Origin of the sequence: Spirosoma agri, from assembly GCF_010747415.1 — a bacterium.
Taxonomy (GTDB): Bacteria; Bacteroidota; Bacteroidia; order Cytophagales; family Spirosomataceae; genus Spirosoma; species Spirosoma agri.
This window is the reverse complement of sequence record NZ_JAAGNZ010000002.1, coordinates 340,677-355,573: the sequence shown is the minus strand read 5'-3', so window position 1 is coordinate 355,573 and position 14,897 is coordinate 340,677. Positions and strand designations below refer to the sequence as shown.

Below are 14,897 nucleotides of genomic sequence, written 5' to 3'. Positions count from 1 at the left end.
AGCGAAGGTCGACGTGTACTCGATCAGGAGCCTTATCACGTCTTGTTCTTCGCGTCTGGATACTACAAGTTAGATGGCCCACGCCTTCTGGCCGGGTTTGATGGTTACACAACCGTCGTAACGACCTGGAACGGCTACATACTCCAACGCCTGTGTACAGCCTATTTCAGACGTGAAATAGCCCGTCAGCGTGAGGTCTTTCATCATCGTGAAGAAAGGAGTAAATCGTTTCTTAGCACCGGGCATTTGAAGGTCAGCCTGTGAGTTCTCCACTTTCGTAGCACTCTTTTCTTCGTTCATTTGCGCCAGTTTCTGCTGCTTAGCGTCGGCTTCGAGTTTCTTCACAACCTCAATGCGTTGTGCTGGATCGAGCTGTACGAATGCCTTACCGTAGGCATCCTGACTCAGTTTGTTAGTCTGCGCAAGTCCTTCCAAAAAGCGTTGCTGATCGTCAGGCTTGTAGCAGTCCTTCACTATAATATCAATGACTTCGTTAACCTTTGCGGCTTTGGCACCAGGGGTCTTGGTCGTCGGAATAATGGTATCAGCCAGTTCAGCGACGGTCGCATCCTGATCGGCCGTAAAAAAGAGCGGCTTGCCCGTTAAGGCGCGTCGGGTAGCCGAAGCTTCGAGTGTATCAGCCAAAGCAGGCAACGACATGGTTGCACCGGCCAATGCAGCTACCCGCATGAGGGCGTCTCTTCTATTCATAATGCTTAGAGCGAGTTAAACTTTCAAATAGAACGATATAAGGAAATACAAATGTATAACAATCAAGGAATGGATTGTGCAATTTTCAGACACAGTTTCAATAGATCGGATCAATTCTAAGATCGATTGTCAGATAACTGAAAACGCCCAAAACTATACGCGCGTTGACACGAACAGCACTAAGCGTTTCTAACCAGGCTTTAGTTGTTGCTCAAAGATTTACAAACTACTGATAGTTAAGTATTTATACCTACAAGTCTTGCGTGGTGTCACCGAAATGCATCGTAGGTAAGCGTATGAATTTTCTATCCACACTGGCTAGTTGAGCCGCGTTTTTCTCATAAGTGGCCTGCGGACTAATGCAATTTTAATGCAACTATTTTTTGGCTACTCCGGCTGGCTGGAAATCCGGGTGACCTACCTGCCAGAGCGCGAAGGCATACCTGTTCACAAAGTTGCGGAACGTCACCTTTTTATCTTCCGTAAAATGGCCAGACTACCCCTCCCCCGAAAACGGCGGTGATATTTTCGGGCCGAAAAGTTTTGGTATCGACAGCCATCGTGCGCAGGATCGAAATTTCAGTGCCACCCTCCTGCAAGCCAATAGCTATATGGGGTCCCTGATCGCTGGGCGAGCAACCCGATATGGAATAGGTCTTTTTCGTATCGTAGGCGACGGGGTCGAAAAGTAATACCTCCGGACCGGTTTTTCCTTCCCGATAATACAGTTTGCCCACGTTCTCCGACGACAGCGTTTTTCGGTAGAAATAGCGATTGCCCCGCTGTCTGACATCGCCATACCGAACTGACCGCAACGCGTCGTACTGCAAGAAGGTATTGACCAGACTATCGCGGCCCGGAATCTGGTAGAGTAGTTCGTTTGTGTGGTCACCCTGCGCCTTGAACCAGTCTTTCACCTCCGGCTTATTCATGTCTTCGAGCCATCGATAATTATCGACTACCGCTTTACCGAAGTAGGTGTCTGTAACGGGTTGTTGGCGAGTCGCTGGAGGATCAGACTCGTGACTTTTCTGCGAGCAGCCACTAACCATAGTGGTCAGTTCGAGACCAAGTAGGATGGGTAATTTCATACCGAAAAAGGATAAGGTTTCGGCATGAAATTACCAGGAACAGGCAGCCCCCAAAAGCGTATAACTACTTGATCTTATGACCTTTTGACAAACTTAACCCTTAGACTACATCACACTCAGCTCCTGAACCGCCAGCCAGCTCATAAGCCCGGCCCCGGTTTCCAGAGCGGCTTCATCGATGTCGAATGTCGGCGTGTGGACCCCGGAAATGATTCCCCGTGCTTCGTTACGGGTTCCGAGTCGATAGAAACAGGAATCGACTATCTGCGAGTAGAACGCAAAATCTTCTCCGGCCATCCACAAATCGAGATCGACGATATTTTCAGCACCCATGTATTCGGTTGCCTGTGCCCGGACGCGACGGGTCAATTCGGGGTGATTTTTCAGGAAAGGATAACCATGTACGACCGTAAACTCACACGAACCACCCATTGCTTCAGCAATGCCCTGGGCCAGTTTGACCATGCGCTGTTTACCCTCTTCCCGCCATTCTTCGTTCATGCACCGGAACGTACCTTCGATCTTGACTTCGTTGGGAATCACATTCGTAACGCCATCGGCAATGAAGCGACCGAACGACAATACGGATGGGCTGGCTGGTGGCCGGTTCCGGCTGATGATCTGTTGCAGCGCCACGATAATGTGAGACGCGATCAGGACCGGGTCAACGAGGTTGTCGGGCATAGCAGCATGACCACCTTTACCCCGGACAGTCATGTAAATCTCGTCCGTACTGGCCATGTACATACCTTCGCGGAACCCAATCTTACCAACCGGAATGTTGGGGGCGACGTGCTGCCCGATCATACTGATGGGCGCGGGATTGGTCAGTACACCCTCTTTGATCATGAGCGACGCGCCACCGGGCGCTTTTTCTTCGCCGGGCTGGAAAACCAGTTTTACCGTTCCCTCGAACTGATCACGCAGCACATGCAGGATGCGGGCTACCCCAAGCAGGCTGGCCGTGTGGGCATCGTGTCCGCAGGCGTGCATCACCCCTTCAACGGTCGATTTGTAGGGTACGTTATTCGCTTCATGAATTGGAAGGGCGTCCATATCGGCCCGCAGGCCAATTACTTTCGAGGTAGTTGCCGAAGCGCCTTTGGTTCCTTCGATGAGGGCAACCAGACCCGTATCCGCTACGCCTTCCTGTGGCGTGATGCCAATAGCCTTCAATTGATCGGCCACAAAACGAGCCGTGTTATGTTCATGGAAGGAAAGCTCCGGGTACGCGTGAAGGTGCCGACGGGTTTGCACAATATCAGCCGCGTACTGCCGGGCGAGCGATTTGATTGATTCGAGCATGAGCGTAGCCCGGACGTGATCGACCGGGCGTTCAATAATAGATTACTGATACCCAGACATAGTTGTCCGGGCTACTGTGTTGTTATAAACTGATAATCGCTGAGAACCGTTTCCAGAAAGGCCCGATCGGTCAGGCTCGTTTGAATACCCGTTACTTCTTTCAGCTTGTCGGCCGTACGCATTACTATCTGCGGATCGCCCCACCGTAACGCTTCCCGAACGATACCGATATCGCGATCGCTCAGCATGCGGATATCCGGAAACTGAACGACGTACTGTTCATCCAGCGGACGAATCAGAATGTCGTCCAGCGAAACCGCCGGTTTCAGCTTAACGACCGTCGTTCCAGCGGCAATATCGCCCAGCCGCTGCCCTTTTCCATTGACAGCTACAGTAATAATCGGCACAACACCCCCCAGAAAAGCCGCGGACTCTACGATCCGAAGTACCCACCGAATCAGGTAAGCACCGATACCGGGCGGTGACCCATCGAGCATGACGACCCGGATGCCTAGGGCTAGTTTACCGATACTTCGGCCATTGAGAAACCATTCAGAAATCAGGTCATACGCAACTACGGGGAACATTACGAAAATGACATAAAATCGGCCCGTTCGTATGCCTGACTGAGCCGGCAGCATGATCATGAGCGCCACCCAACCGAAGATCACCAGGTAATCGGTCATGGCAGCCAGAATCCGTTCACCAACGCTGGCCGGTTCGTATTCCAGTAAGACATTTTGGGACGTGCGGATTGCAACAGCCATGATCGGTGCGTTGTCGTCGGTAGAAACGTGTCAGCGGCAACTTACCGCTTAAACAGTCGAATCGTCAAAATTAACAACCTTTCTTTTGTTCTTAGTCAACAAATAACCAAATTTCACCACCGACATTATCAACCCGTACGCTAGCACAGCACCAACGAACCGATACCTTATGCGTGAAGCCCTTTTCGTTAAACGCAACACCGACAAATGGCGTGCTATCGAACAAAATTCGGCAGTAGTGCGGACAGATCCGGATGAACTGACGGATCGCTTCGTGGAGCTGACCGATGATCTGTCGTATGCCCGGACGTTCTATCCAGACTCCAATGTTACGCGCTACCTCAACGGGTTGACCGCCCAGATGCACCGGGGGCTGATGCAAAATCGGCGCGATGATCGCAGCCGGTTCATCACGTTCTGGAAATATGAGTTGCCGCTGTTGTTTCGTCAGTCGCACCGGTTGCTGGCCGTATCGGCGATTATTTTCCTGGTTGCCTGCCTGCTGGGATGGGTCTCGGCGGCCCATGACAACACGTTCGTTCGGTTAATTCTGGGCGATCAGTACGTGAACATGACGCTCGAAAACATCAAAAAAGGTGATCCGCTGGGCGTATATAGCAGCCATGATCAGGGGTCCATGTTTATCCAGATCACCCTCAACAACATTTACGTGGCCTTCCGCACATTTATATTCGGCCTGTTTGCCTCGTTCGGCACGATGGCTATGCTGTTCTACAACGGCGTTATGCTCGGTTCTTTTCAATATTTTTTCTACGAACGCGGCTTACTGCTCGACTCGGTGCTTAAAATCTGGATACACGGCACACTCGAAATTTCGGCGATCGTGATTGCCGGTTGTGCCGGACTGACGGTCGGGAACAGTTTGCTTTTTCCGGGGACTTACTCCCGGCTGGAATCATTCAAGCGGGGAAGTAAACAGGGCCTCAAAATTGCCATTGGGCTTGTTCCGATCTTCATTATGGCCGGTTTTCTGGAAAGTTTCATTACCCGGCTAATCCTACCGCCCGTTGTCAGCGGCAGTATAATTTTGGTTTCTGCCGCCTTCATCATCTGGTATTTTATCCTGTATCCTATCTCACTTAACCGTACTGGCCAACCATGATTCCACTTTTTCAACAGCGCGATTTTGGCAACAAGATCAATGTAACGTTTCAGTACATCAGCGAAAACTTCCGTAGCCTGGGCCTATCCTTGCTGTACATCGTTGGTCCGGTGGCCCTGGGAGCCGGCATTGCCACGGGCATTCTCCAGTCGAGAGTGCTGGCGATCGCGGCAGAAACAAGCAATGGCAAAAGCCCTAACCCAATGGCCATCTTTCAGGTTATGAGCCAGTTTGCTTCCCCCACGTTCTGGCTGGTGATCATACTGGGTATTCTGGCCAATGTGGTCGTTATTCTGACGACGTATGCCCACATGAAGGTGTATGAACGCACGAACGGCGGACCGATCATGGTTTCGGATGTATGGGCTGAAGTTCAGCCGATGATTGGTCGTGCGGTCGTCATTTCGATCCTTAGTTCGATCGTTACGGGCGTCGGCTTCGTCTTTCTCTTTATTCCGGGTGTGTACGTTGCCGTCGTCTTATCGCTCGCGCTGGCCGTCACAGCCTTCGAGGGAACCGACTTCGGCATGACCTGGGAACGTTGTTTTAGACTCATTCGAGATAAGTGGTGGTCGACCTTCGGAATTATTCTTGTGATAGGCATCATCGTCGCGATCGTAGGACTCATTTTTCAGCTTCCGAATGGCGTGATTGGCTTTCTTATCGGTGCGAAACTACTGCCCAATTTGTCGACGGTGTGGTTCACGCTGGCCAGCGTTATCGGTATTGTGGGTCGAACGTTACTCAATGCGGTACTTTACACAGCCATTGGGTTTCAATACACAAATCTGGTCGAACGGCAGGAAGGTCGCGGGCTGATTTCAGCCATCGACTCGATCGGTACAAACCCCAGTCAACCCCGATCAACGGATGAAGGTAGTTTTTAAGACTTACCGGCTACTTTGGGCCGCTACGCTGATCATGCTGCTGGCCTGCGCTTCTGTGCCCCTATCAGCTCAGCCGACAAAGCCCATCAGCCAGTCGGTGGCGGCTCCCGACGACCGCTCACCTGTCCGGGTGCGTTACCCCACGCCCGAAAAGATCCGTGATTACCAGACCGATCACGATTACCAATACGATAATGAAGGCCCACCACCCGAAAATCCGGTAGCCCGTATTCTGAACTGGCTCTACCGTCGGTTCGTGGATTTTCTGAACAGTGCGGCTTATAAAAATGTCTGGCAATACGCTATTCTGGCGGGGGTTGCTGCGGCTGTTATCTATCTGCTCATGAAAGCCGAAGTGCTTGGGGAGTTGTTCAGTAAGAGGGCGCAGCCAGGTGGGCTGGATTACGAGAATCTGGTCGAAAACATTCACGAGATCGATTTCGATACTGTTATTGACGAAGCCATCAGTCAGGGTAATTTTCGCCTTGCCGTTCGCTTATCGTATCTGCAAACGCTTAAACGCCTGACCGACTCGGGATTGATTGTCTATAAACCCGACAAAACCAATCGACAGTACGTTTATGAATTGGCGAACACAACCATTCGGGCTGATTTTGAGGAACTGACCCGGCAATTCGAATTTATCTGGTACGGTAATTTTCCCGTAAATGAAGCCAGTTTTCAAGCGGTTAGGCAGCAGTTTACGGTAGTCAATCAAGCCGTTTCTCAACCGAATACTGTAAAACGCACGGGTAGTCCTGTGAAGACCGATGTTGCGTAAACCCAATAAATACCTACTTATTCTGCTTGTCACCGTCGCGGGCTATGTACTCGTCGAGTATTATAAACCCAAGCCGCTCGACTGGAAAGCGACCTACGAAAACGACGACAAAATCCCGTTTGGCACCCAAGCGTTGTATGAACTGTTGCCGGGTGTTGTGCAGTTAGCGAACGTAAAAACCGTACGGTTGCCGGTCTATAACTTTTTGACCGAAACCAAACCAGCGGGTCGTAGCAATTACCTGTTCATCTGCCGGGATCTGAATATCGACGGGAACGATCAGAAACAGTTATTGGCTTATGTTCGGCGCGGCAACAACGTCTTCATCTCGGCCTACGACTTACCTGATTCGCTGTGCTCTGTATTAGGATTTAAAGCCACCGTGAAAGAATCGGGCAAGGCAGACTCGACCCTCCGTCAGAATTTCGTCAACCCACAGCTCACCAAAGCAAGCGGCTATAATTTCTTCCACGACGATGGGCGCAACTTCCTGACTATCAACAACAATAAACAGATTACGGTGTTGGGTCGAAATGCCCGAAAGGAACCCGTGTTCATTCGGTTTGTGTACGGGAAAGGACAATTCTTTATTCATAACCTGCCGCTGGCTTTCACCAACTACTACGTGTTGTCGCCCAAAACGTCGGATTATGCATTCAAAGCGCTTTCCTATTTGCCTGCATTGCCTACGTATTGGGACGAGTACCAGAAGCAAGGGCGGTTTGACGAAGATCAGCAGTCGATTCTGCGGTATATATGGAGCCAGCCAGCCCTGAACTGGGCCTACTATCTGGTTGTATTCGGCTTAATTTTTTACGCTCTTTTTGCGGGGAAGCGAACCCAGCGGATTATTCCCGTCGTTGAGCCACCCCAGAACACCTCACTTGATTTTGTAAAAACAGTTGGTCGGTTGTATTTTCAGCAAGGCGATCACGATAACCTGACCCGTAAGCAAATCCAGTATTTTCTGGCTGATATTCGGGAGCAATACGGGTTGACAACGACGGTTCTGGACAACGAATTTGCCGAAACGCTGGCCCGAAAAAGCAGTACATCGCTGGCCGAAACGGACGAGCTAGTCAGGCTCCTGCGTAATGCGCAGAAAAGCGTTTCGCTATCCGAATTTGACCTCATAACGCTGAATGCAGCAATAGAACGATTTAAAACCGGGATTTATGGGATTTAACGAACCGACTCTGATTTTGCCAGCCTGCTTCCTGCGAAAGCAAAATCATAGCTACTCATAAAAATCAAACAAATCCCGCAGGGCCGTCTGAGCGGTTCAGATACTTTATATGGAAAACACACAAATACGCATCGATCTTGCACCCCTCAAAACTGCCGTTGATGCGATTCGGGCAGAGGTCGGTAAAATCATCGTTGGCCAGCACCAGACAATTGATTTATTATTGACAGCACTGCTGGCCGATGGACACGTTCTGATCGAGGGTGTGCCGGGTGTGGCCAAAACGCTAACGGCCAAACTCCTGGCCAAAACACTGTCGGTGGGGTTCAGCCGGATTCAGTTTACGCCCGACTTGATGCCCTCCGACGTGCTGGGGACCTCGGTCTTTCTGCCCAAAACGGGTGATTTCGTCTTCAGGCAGGGGCCTATTTTCTCCAATCTTATTCTGATTGACGAGATTAACCGGGCTCCGGCCAAAACCCAGGCTGCGCTTTTTGAAGTGATGGAGGAACGACAGGTCACCAACGACGGGACAACTTATTACCTCGACGAGCCCTTTATGGTGCTAGCCACGCAAAACCCAATCGAGCAGGAAGGCACATATCGGTTACCCGAAGCACAGCTGGACCGTTTCCTGTTCAAAATTGTAGTCGGTTATCCTGATGCGGCTGCGGAGGTGGATATTCTGCGCGGACACCACCTGCGACGAAACCTCAGCGACGCCCTCGATGCCGTCGACGCGATTCTGACGGCGGAACAACTGGCAACCTTACGAGGACAGGTTCATCAGGTTCACGTTGAAGATAAACTTTTCGACTACATAGCCCAGATTGTACAGGCTACCCGCGCCAACAAATCGTTGTATCTGGGCGCGTCGCCCCGTGCATCGGTTGCCCTGCTGAATAGTGCCAAAGCACTGGCTACGCTTCGGGGCCGCGACTTCATTACGCCGGAAGATGTACAGGAACTGACCGCTCCGGTGCTGCGTCACCGCGTTCTGCTGTCGCCCGAACGCGAGATGGAAGGCGGCACGGCCGATGAGGTCATCAGTCAGCTGGTTCAGAAGATTGAGGTGCCACGATGAACTAACGGATCAATGCAGCATGATTAACGTATACGGTAAACGAGTCTGTTTTTTGTCTGACCAACCTCGACTTGGGCTGCTCACGTTACTGTGTATTTTTTTCATTGCTTCCCCATCCATTGCGCAAACACCCACGCGAACACAGTTGATTGGTACCTGGATTGGCGTTCATTCCCAGTGGGATACGGACAATTTCTGTTCACTCCCAACATACATTCAGCTTGACGCTGACAGTACCTATACACTCGGCATGGTAGACGGTTCAGCCGCTGCCGTTCCGTCGACCTGGGCCATTGATGGTGATCGGGTGCGGTTGGACACGGTTCATTTTGCTCCGAAACTGATCACCGTCGATGGCGATTTGTTACGCATCGGCAGCAACTATCCGATGGTTTTTCGACGCTTCACGGACATTCCGCTCGATTCGGTCGCTACCTACCGGCAGTTGAGCGGGCGGGTATGGCAATCCGATAGCCTAACCGTATCGTTCTATACCAATGGCCAGATTGCGCTGGAAAACACCCGTTCCCGACAGCGTACCGCCACCGCCCATTACTGGCGGCTGGCCAGGTTCGGTTCATCGCTATTCATCGTCATTCTAGGGAATCAGTATCGACGGGAGGGCAATTATAAGTTTTTGTGGCAGATCAGCAGTCAGTCATCGACCCAAGTACAAACTATGGGCTGGCACGGACACGCTATTGGCCCGAAGACCTTTCGCTTTCTCAGAAACCTGATGCCCGGCGACTCATGCCGCCCCAATAGCTTCCAAACCTGTGATAATTGCTTTACGCCCTTGCTAGGAGAAGCAGCAATCGGTCGATCAGCCAGACGTTACGCGCTTACGCAGCTACTGACCAACCAATACCGGCCCATTACCCGAACGGACCAGTCAGGGTTGATTCATATTCAGTTTATCATCAATTGCGAGGGCGAGTCTGGTCGGTTTTCGATGAGCAGTCTGGGTAACGACTATTGCCCGAAAACATTTGCGCCACAGATAACGGATCAGTTACTGGCCATTTGTCGGAATACCATCGCTACCGATTCGTCATTCCTCCCTGACAACAAATCCGGTGAACGACCGATGGATACCACGATTTCGTTTACGGTCCGACTCCAGAATGGCTCGATAACTGACATTTTGCCATGAAGTACGCTTATCTACTGCTTTTTTTTATATCCATCCGGGCAAACGCTCAGGATAGCGAACGGTTTATACAGAACGCCCAGTCCGTGCTGGCGATGAATCGGTCCGCTCAGATGACGTTTTTTACGAGCGCACGACGTGATCATACTCGATTACATACGACCGTAGCTTCCCCCCGCGACTACCACATGCAAGCCATGGTTTACATCTGGAAGCATGACTATGAACAGGCTGTCGTGTGGCTGGAGAAAACCGCTTCGCTCTATCCCAAAGAGCTTGGCTTTGTGGGCGAAACGTACCTATCCTCACTCCACGATTACGAACGGGCTTTGCAACATCTTACTGCCTACGACGCCCTGACACCTGCCGTCAACGACATGATTGGGAATAATCCGGTCAGTTACCTGATCGGCCTTGCGTATCGTGGCCTTGGGAATCAACCCAAGGCGATTGAACAGTTCTCTATTGGCATCGACTCGCTCGCCGTAAAACACGGACCGGAATGGGTCAACTACCGACATTTTATCAGTCGGGCGGTGAGCTATCTGGCTGTTCAGCAACCGGAAAAAGCCCTCGCCGATCTGGATAATGCCCTGAAGAACTTTAACCGGAGTGCACTTGCACAATATTATAAAGGGCAGGCTTTGTGTCAACTGAACCGACAGAACGAAGCCCGAACCGCGTTTAACGATGCCTCTTTTTTCATTAAAGCACTGCGCGTTGAGCGGAAAGGCGACTATCAGGAAGACGAGGCAAACCCGCTCTACGAGCCAGAAATTGACGACGCACTAGCCAACCTGAAACTATAATCCGTTGACAATCATTCGTCCTTTATTTATTGCCACCCGGCTGTGGTTTGCCCTGGTAGCGTTCGTATTGCTGTTTGTGGCGGCCTACGCCCTACCGATTCTGTTTCCACTCGTACAGGTAGCGTTTGTGGTATTCGTTCTACTGATCGGGCTGGATGGCTGGCTGCTCTTCAGAACGAACAATCGGGTTACGACGCCATCCTTTTTCGCGCGACGTGAAGTGCCCGACCGCCTGTCGAACGGCGACGAAAATCCGCTCACGATCTATCTGGAAAACCGCTATTCGTTTCGGGCAGATGTGGAGGTCATTGACGAAATACCGTTTCAGTTTCAACGGCGCGATGTGTTGTTCAACGCACGCTTGAATGCCCGCGAAACGCAGGCCATCCGCTACGAACTCAGGCCGACACGGCGGGGTGAGTACAACTTTGGCGCTATCAATGTCTTTGTGATGACGCCCCTGGGCTTGGTGAAACGGCGTTTTCAGTTTGAACAGGGCAAACAGGTCGCGGTGTATCCGTCGTTTTTGCAGATGCGCCAATATGAGCTGCTGGCCGCTACGAATCGATTGAACGAGGTCGGTATCAAGCGGATTCGGCGCATCGGCCATAGTATGGAGTTTGAGCAGGTACGCCCCTACTCGACCGGCGACGATGTTCGAACGGTCAACTGGAAAGCGACCGCCCGACGTATCGATTCGCAGGGTGCGTCGCTGATGATCAATGCCTACCAGGACGAACGTTCCCAACCCGTTTACTGCCTAATCGACAAAGGCCGCGTGATGCAATCACCGTTCGAGGGGCTAACGCTACTCGATTATGCCATTAATGCCAGTCTAGTATTGAGCAACATTGCGTTACTTAAACAGGATCGGGCGGGTATACTGACTTTTTCCGATCACGTTGGCCAGTTACTTCCCGCCGATCGCCGTACGGGGCACATGCTAAAAATTCTGGAACTGCTCTATCGGCAGAAAACGCGCTTTCTGGAAACGGATTACGAAAGTCTGTATGTCAGCGTTCGCAGTCATATACGCCAGCGCAGTTTGCTCCTGCTCTTCACGAACTTCGAAACGGTCAGCGCCATGCATCGGCAGTTGCCTTATCTCCGCCGATTGGCCAAAGATCATCTGCTTCTCATTATTTTCTTTGAGAACACCGAACTCCGTAGCTTACTCGACCAGCCCGCGTCGGACACGGAACAGATTTACCTTAAGACGATTGGGGAAAAGTTCGCTTTCGAGAAGAAGCAGATTGTAAAAGAGCTAACTCAATACGGCATTCAAACCATTCTGACGGCACCGCAAAACCTGACGGCAAATACGGTAAACAAGTACCTAGAACTGAAAGCGCGTGGTCTGATTTAAGTCTCTATCTTGAAAAAGGGTAGGCCGTACCTTTAGGATACAGCCTACCCTTTTTCAAGATAGAGGCTATCGTTAATTATCGCCCAAACCACCTTTGACTGATTCGTAGTCAGATTTCAAACGACCCATTTCTTTCGCCAGGAATGTTTGTAACTGGCGGTTAAAATCCTCTTTTTCCGCATCGGGTAATGAGTTATAAAGATCCTTTAGCTCCTGATTGATAGCGGCTCGTTCTGTGTCGTTGATCGCGTTGATGGATCGATAATGGTATTTTCGAAAATCGTACTGCATCAGTTTTTACAAAGAGACTGGACGTTAACGACTGAACATATTCGTTCAGTCGTTAACGTCCAGTAAGTCGTTCGTTAGATTAACGTTATTTCAACAGTTCGGCCTGTGCTTTTAAGCGGGCTTTCTCAATACGGGCCGAGACAATGATACTCACTTCATATAACAGCGACAAGGGTAGCGCCACCAGCACCTGGCTGTAAATGTCCGGCGATGGAGTGATGATACCAGCCACAACAAGAATCACAATCCAGGCGTGTTTACGGTATTCGCGCATGTATTTCGGTGTCAGCACGCCAACTTTCGATAATACATAGGCAACTATAGGCATCTGAAAAATTAAAGCGCATCCCAGCGAAAGCGTCACCAGAATACCGATGTACGAGGTAATATCGAACTGGTTTTTGATTTCAGGCGTGATCTGATAATTCGCCAGGAAATTGATCGCCAACGGAGAAACGATGTAATAGCCGAAAAGCAATCCAAGCAGAAACAGCATTGACACATAAAAAACAGCGCCACGAGCCGCTTGCTTTTCTTCTTGCCGTAACCCAGGCTTGATAAATCGCCAAACTTCCCAAAAGGTATACGGAAACGCAAAGCATAAGCCAATCACCAGCGACGATGTCATCGCCATTGTGAAGGGATCAGACATGCCAAGAGCCTGCAACGTGAAATTCAGCTTATCAACACACAGATCCGAATAACCCGTCAGCTGCGACAGCTTACACATCATCCTGTACGTCCAGAAATCAGGATGTTTAGGCGCTAGAATTACCTTATCAAAAATCTCCTCGATGTAAATGAAGGCAATAATAGCAAACAGAAATATGGATCCAACGGCCCGGATTATGTGCCAGCGGAGTTCCTCCAAATGGTCCAGAAAGGACATCTCCTTGCCTTCTGTGTCGATTTCTTCGTCGGTCAGTTGATCGAGTGGCATTGTGTGTAAAGAGTGAAAGAGTAGAAGAGTGAAAGAGTAGTAAAAGAGTGCGATCAGATACGTTCGCTCTTCCGTTCTTTCACTCTTTCGCCTTTTATTCGTTAACTTTTATAGAGCGGAAATGCTTTCATCCACTCGTTGATTTCTTCTTTAACGGTTGCTAACGTGGCCTCATCATCGTGGTTCATCAGCACTTTGTCGATATATACGACGATTTGCTCCATATCCGATTCTTTCAGCCCGCGCGTTGTCATAGCTGCCGTACCAACCCGCATACCTGAGGTGATCATCGGCGACTTATCGTCGAACGGAACCATGTTCTTGTTGATCGTGATGTCCGCCTTAATAAGCGTATTTTCGGCCAATTTACCCGTCAGCCCTTTCGACCGCAGGTCGATGAGCATCAGGTGATTGTCGGTTCCTCCCGAAATGATTTTATACCCAAGGTTCAGAAACGCATTGGCCATGGCCTGTGCATTTGCTTTTACCTGTACCGCATAGTCGTAGAAATCGTCGGTCAGTGCTTCGCCGAAGGCAATCGCTTTAGCCGCAATAATGTGTTCCAGCGGTCCACCCTGCGTACCGGGGAATACACCCGAATCCAGCAGTGATGACATCAACCGGAGCTCACCTTTGGGCGTTTTTATGCCAAATGGATTCTCGAAATCATCACGCATCATGATCATACCGCCACGCGTACCACGCAGCGTTTTGTGGGTCGTAGTCGTGACGATGTGCGAGTGAGCAAGCGGGTCGTTCAGCAATCCTTTGGCAATCAGACCAGCGGGGTGCGAAACGTCAGCGAGCATTAAGGCTCCTACCTCATCGGCAATGGCGCGCAGGCGGGCATAATCCCAGTCGCGGCTGTAGGCTGATGCACCACAGATCAGCATTTTAGGCCGTTCCCGCTTGGCGGTTTCCTCCACGACATCGTAGTTGATAACGCCCGTTTCCTGTTCTACGCCGTAGAATGTAGGACGGAAATATTTACCCGAAATATTTACCGGTGAACCGTGCGTCAGGTGACCACCATGCGACAGGTCGAATCCCAGAATTGTATCGCCGGGCTTCAGGGCAGCCAGAAATACAGCGGTGTTGGCCTGTGCGCCTGAGTGGGGCTGCACATTGACCCAGGTAGCACCGAATAATTCTTTGGCCCGGTCGATGGCAATCTGCTCGATCTGATCTACCACCTCGCAGCCGCCGTAATAGCGTTTGCCGGGCAAGCCTTCAGCATATTTATTAGTCAGTACGCTCCCGGCCGCTTCCATGACGGCAGGTGATACGAAATTTTCAGAGGCAATCAGTTCAATACCCGACTCTTGCCGGTGTTGTTCTTTGGCAATCAGGTCAAATACCTGCGTGTCGCGGGTGGTGGTGACGGTAGTCATGCTTCGAGCGGTTTG

General features: G+C 50.8%; 15 protein-coding genes. 8 read left to right on the top strand and 7 right to left on the bottom strand.

The window, feature by feature from the left end; all coding sequences use genetic code 11:
• Nucleotides 1-69: 69 nt before the first annotated feature.
• From GK091_RS18245 to GK091_RS18230, 4 genes are all read right to left on the bottom strand, one after another.
• A complete protein-coding gene (locus GK091_RS18245) occupies nucleotides 70-711 on the bottom strand; it encodes a gluconate 2-dehydrogenase subunit 3 family protein (RefSeq protein ID WP_246202312.1) in 642 nt (213 codons plus the stop codon).
• Between the two features lie 473 nt (nucleotides 712-1,184).
• Nucleotides 1,185-1,802 carry a prolyl oligopeptidase family protein gene (locus tag GK091_RS18240; RefSeq protein ID WP_164041330.1) on the bottom strand — a complete coding sequence of 206 codons (618 nt, stop codon included), beginning with the start codon at nucleotides 1,800-1,802 and terminating at the stop codon, nucleotides 1,185-1,187.
• 105 nt (nucleotides 1,803-1,907) lie between these two features.
• Entirely contained in the window at nucleotides 1,908-3,107 is a 1,200-nt protein-coding gene (locus GK091_RS18235) for a M20 metallopeptidase family protein (RefSeq protein ID WP_164041329.1), read from the bottom strand.
• A 71-nt stretch (nucleotides 3,108-3,178) separates the two neighbouring features.
• Nucleotides 3,179-3,874, bottom strand: coding sequence for an RDD family protein (locus GK091_RS18230; RefSeq protein WP_164041328.1), 696 nt, complete (start codon nucleotides 3,872-3,874; stop codon nucleotides 3,179-3,181).
• A 169-nt stretch (nucleotides 3,875-4,043) separates the two neighbouring features.
• Between GK091_RS18230 and GK091_RS18225 the strand changes: the two genes are divergently transcribed.
• The 8 genes from GK091_RS18225 (at nucleotide 4,044) to GK091_RS18190 (ending at nucleotide 12,260) form a co-directional block, all read left to right on the top strand.
• Nucleotides 4,044-4,997, top strand: a complete 954-nt coding sequence (locus GK091_RS18225) for a stage II sporulation protein M (protein WP_164041327.1) — start codon at nucleotides 4,044-4,046, stop codon at nucleotides 4,995-4,997.
• Nucleotides 4,994-5,884 carry a hypothetical protein gene (locus tag GK091_RS18220; RefSeq protein ID WP_164041326.1) on the top strand — a complete coding sequence of 297 codons (891 nt, stop codon included), beginning with the start codon at nucleotides 4,994-4,996 and terminating at the stop codon, nucleotides 5,882-5,884. The genes GK091_RS18225 and GK091_RS18220 overlap by 4 nt, the downstream gene beginning before the upstream one ends.
• On the top strand, nucleotides 5,868-6,665 hold the full coding sequence (locus tag GK091_RS18215; protein ID WP_164041325.1) for a DUF4129 domain-containing protein: 798 nt from the start codon (nucleotides 5,868-5,870) through the stop codon (nucleotides 6,663-6,665). The genes GK091_RS18220 and GK091_RS18215 overlap by 17 nt, the downstream gene beginning before the upstream one ends.
• Nucleotides 6,658-7,851: a DUF4350 domain-containing protein gene (locus GK091_RS18210; RefSeq protein ID WP_164042883.1), complete on the top strand. Its 1,194-nt coding sequence runs from the start codon at nucleotides 6,658-6,660 to the stop codon at nucleotides 7,849-7,851. Before GK091_RS18215 ends, GK091_RS18210 begins: the two co-directional genes overlap by 8 nt.
• Nucleotides 7,852-7,960: 109 nt before the next feature.
• On the top strand, nucleotides 7,961-8,935 hold the full coding sequence (locus tag GK091_RS18205) for an AAA family ATPase (RefSeq protein ID WP_164041324.1): 975 nt from the start codon (nucleotides 7,961-7,963) through the stop codon (nucleotides 8,933-8,935).
• 19 nt (nucleotides 8,936-8,954) lie between these two features.
• Nucleotides 8,955-10,088, top strand: coding sequence for a hypothetical protein (locus GK091_RS18200; protein WP_164041323.1), 1,134 nt, complete (start codon nucleotides 8,955-8,957; stop codon nucleotides 10,086-10,088).
• Entirely contained in the window at nucleotides 10,085-10,894 is an 810-nt protein-coding gene (locus GK091_RS18195; protein WP_164041322.1) for a tetratricopeptide repeat protein, read from the top strand. The genes GK091_RS18200 and GK091_RS18195 overlap by 4 nt, the downstream gene beginning before the upstream one ends.
• 4 nt (nucleotides 10,895-10,898) lie before the next feature.
• Entirely contained in the window at nucleotides 10,899-12,260 is a 1,362-nt protein-coding gene (locus GK091_RS18190) for a DUF58 domain-containing protein (RefSeq protein WP_164041321.1), read from the top strand.
• A gap of 72 nt (nucleotides 12,261-12,332) precedes the next feature.
• On the opposite strand, the gene GK091_RS18185 is transcribed toward GK091_RS18190, so the two are convergent.
• From GK091_RS18185 to GK091_RS18175, 3 genes are all read right to left on the bottom strand, one after another.
• Nucleotides 12,333-12,554 (bottom strand): hypothetical protein, encoded by a 222-nt coding sequence (locus tag GK091_RS18185; RefSeq protein ID WP_212592996.1) that lies wholly within the window; start codon nucleotides 12,552-12,554, stop codon nucleotides 12,333-12,335.
• 82 nt (nucleotides 12,555-12,636) lie between these two features.
• Nucleotides 12,637-13,491, bottom strand: coding sequence for a twin-arginine translocase subunit TatC (gene tatC / locus GK091_RS18180; RefSeq protein WP_164041320.1), 855 nt, complete (start codon nucleotides 13,489-13,491; stop codon nucleotides 12,637-12,639).
• A gap of 101 nt (nucleotides 13,492-13,592) precedes the next feature.
• Nucleotides 13,593-14,882: a serine hydroxymethyltransferase gene (locus tag GK091_RS18175; RefSeq protein ID WP_164041319.1), complete on the bottom strand. Its 1,290-nt coding sequence runs from the start codon at nucleotides 14,880-14,882 to the stop codon at nucleotides 13,593-13,595.
• Between the last annotated feature and the right edge of the window lie 15 nt (nucleotides 14,883-14,897).

Bases quoted from the DNA above. Each gene is read 5' to 3' on its own strand.
- GK091_RS18245 (WP_246202312.1), bottom strand. From the start codon at position 711: ATGAATAGAAGAGACGCCCTCATGCGGGTAGCTGCATTGGCCGGTGCA.
- GK091_RS18240 (WP_164041330.1), bottom strand. From the start codon at position 1,802: ATGAAATTACCCATCCTACTTGGTCTCGAACTGACCACTATGGTTAGT.
- GK091_RS18235 (WP_164041329.1), bottom strand. From the start codon at position 3,107: ATGCTCGAATCAATCAAATCGCTCGCCCGGCAGTACGCGGCTGATATT.
- GK091_RS18230 (WP_164041328.1), bottom strand. From the start codon at position 3,874: ATGGCTGTTGCAATCCGCACGTCCCAAAATGTCTTACTGGAATACGAA.
- GK091_RS18225 (WP_164041327.1), top strand. From the start codon at position 4,044: ATGCGTGAAGCCCTTTTCGTTAAACGCAACACCGACAAATGGCGTGCT.
- GK091_RS18220 (WP_164041326.1), top strand. From the start codon at position 4,994: ATGATTCCACTTTTTCAACAGCGCGATTTTGGCAACAAGATCAATGTA.
- GK091_RS18215 (WP_164041325.1), top strand. From the start codon at position 5,868: ATGAAGGTAGTTTTTAAGACTTACCGGCTACTTTGGGCCGCTACGCTG.
- GK091_RS18205 (WP_164041324.1), top strand. From the start codon at position 7,961: ATGGAAAACACACAAATACGCATCGATCTTGCACCCCTCAAAACTGCC.
- GK091_RS18200 (WP_164041323.1), top strand. From the start codon at position 8,955: ATGATTAACGTATACGGTAAACGAGTCTGTTTTTTGTCTGACCAACCT.
- GK091_RS18195 (WP_164041322.1), top strand. From the start codon at position 10,085: ATGAAGTACGCTTATCTACTGCTTTTTTTTATATCCATCCGGGCAAAC.
- tatC (WP_164041320.1), bottom strand. From the start codon at position 13,491: ATGCCACTCGATCAACTGACCGACGAAGAAATCGACACAGAAGGCAAG.
- GK091_RS18175 (WP_164041319.1), bottom strand. From the start codon at position 14,882: ATGACTACCGTCACCACCACCCGCGACACGCAGGTATTTGACCTGATT.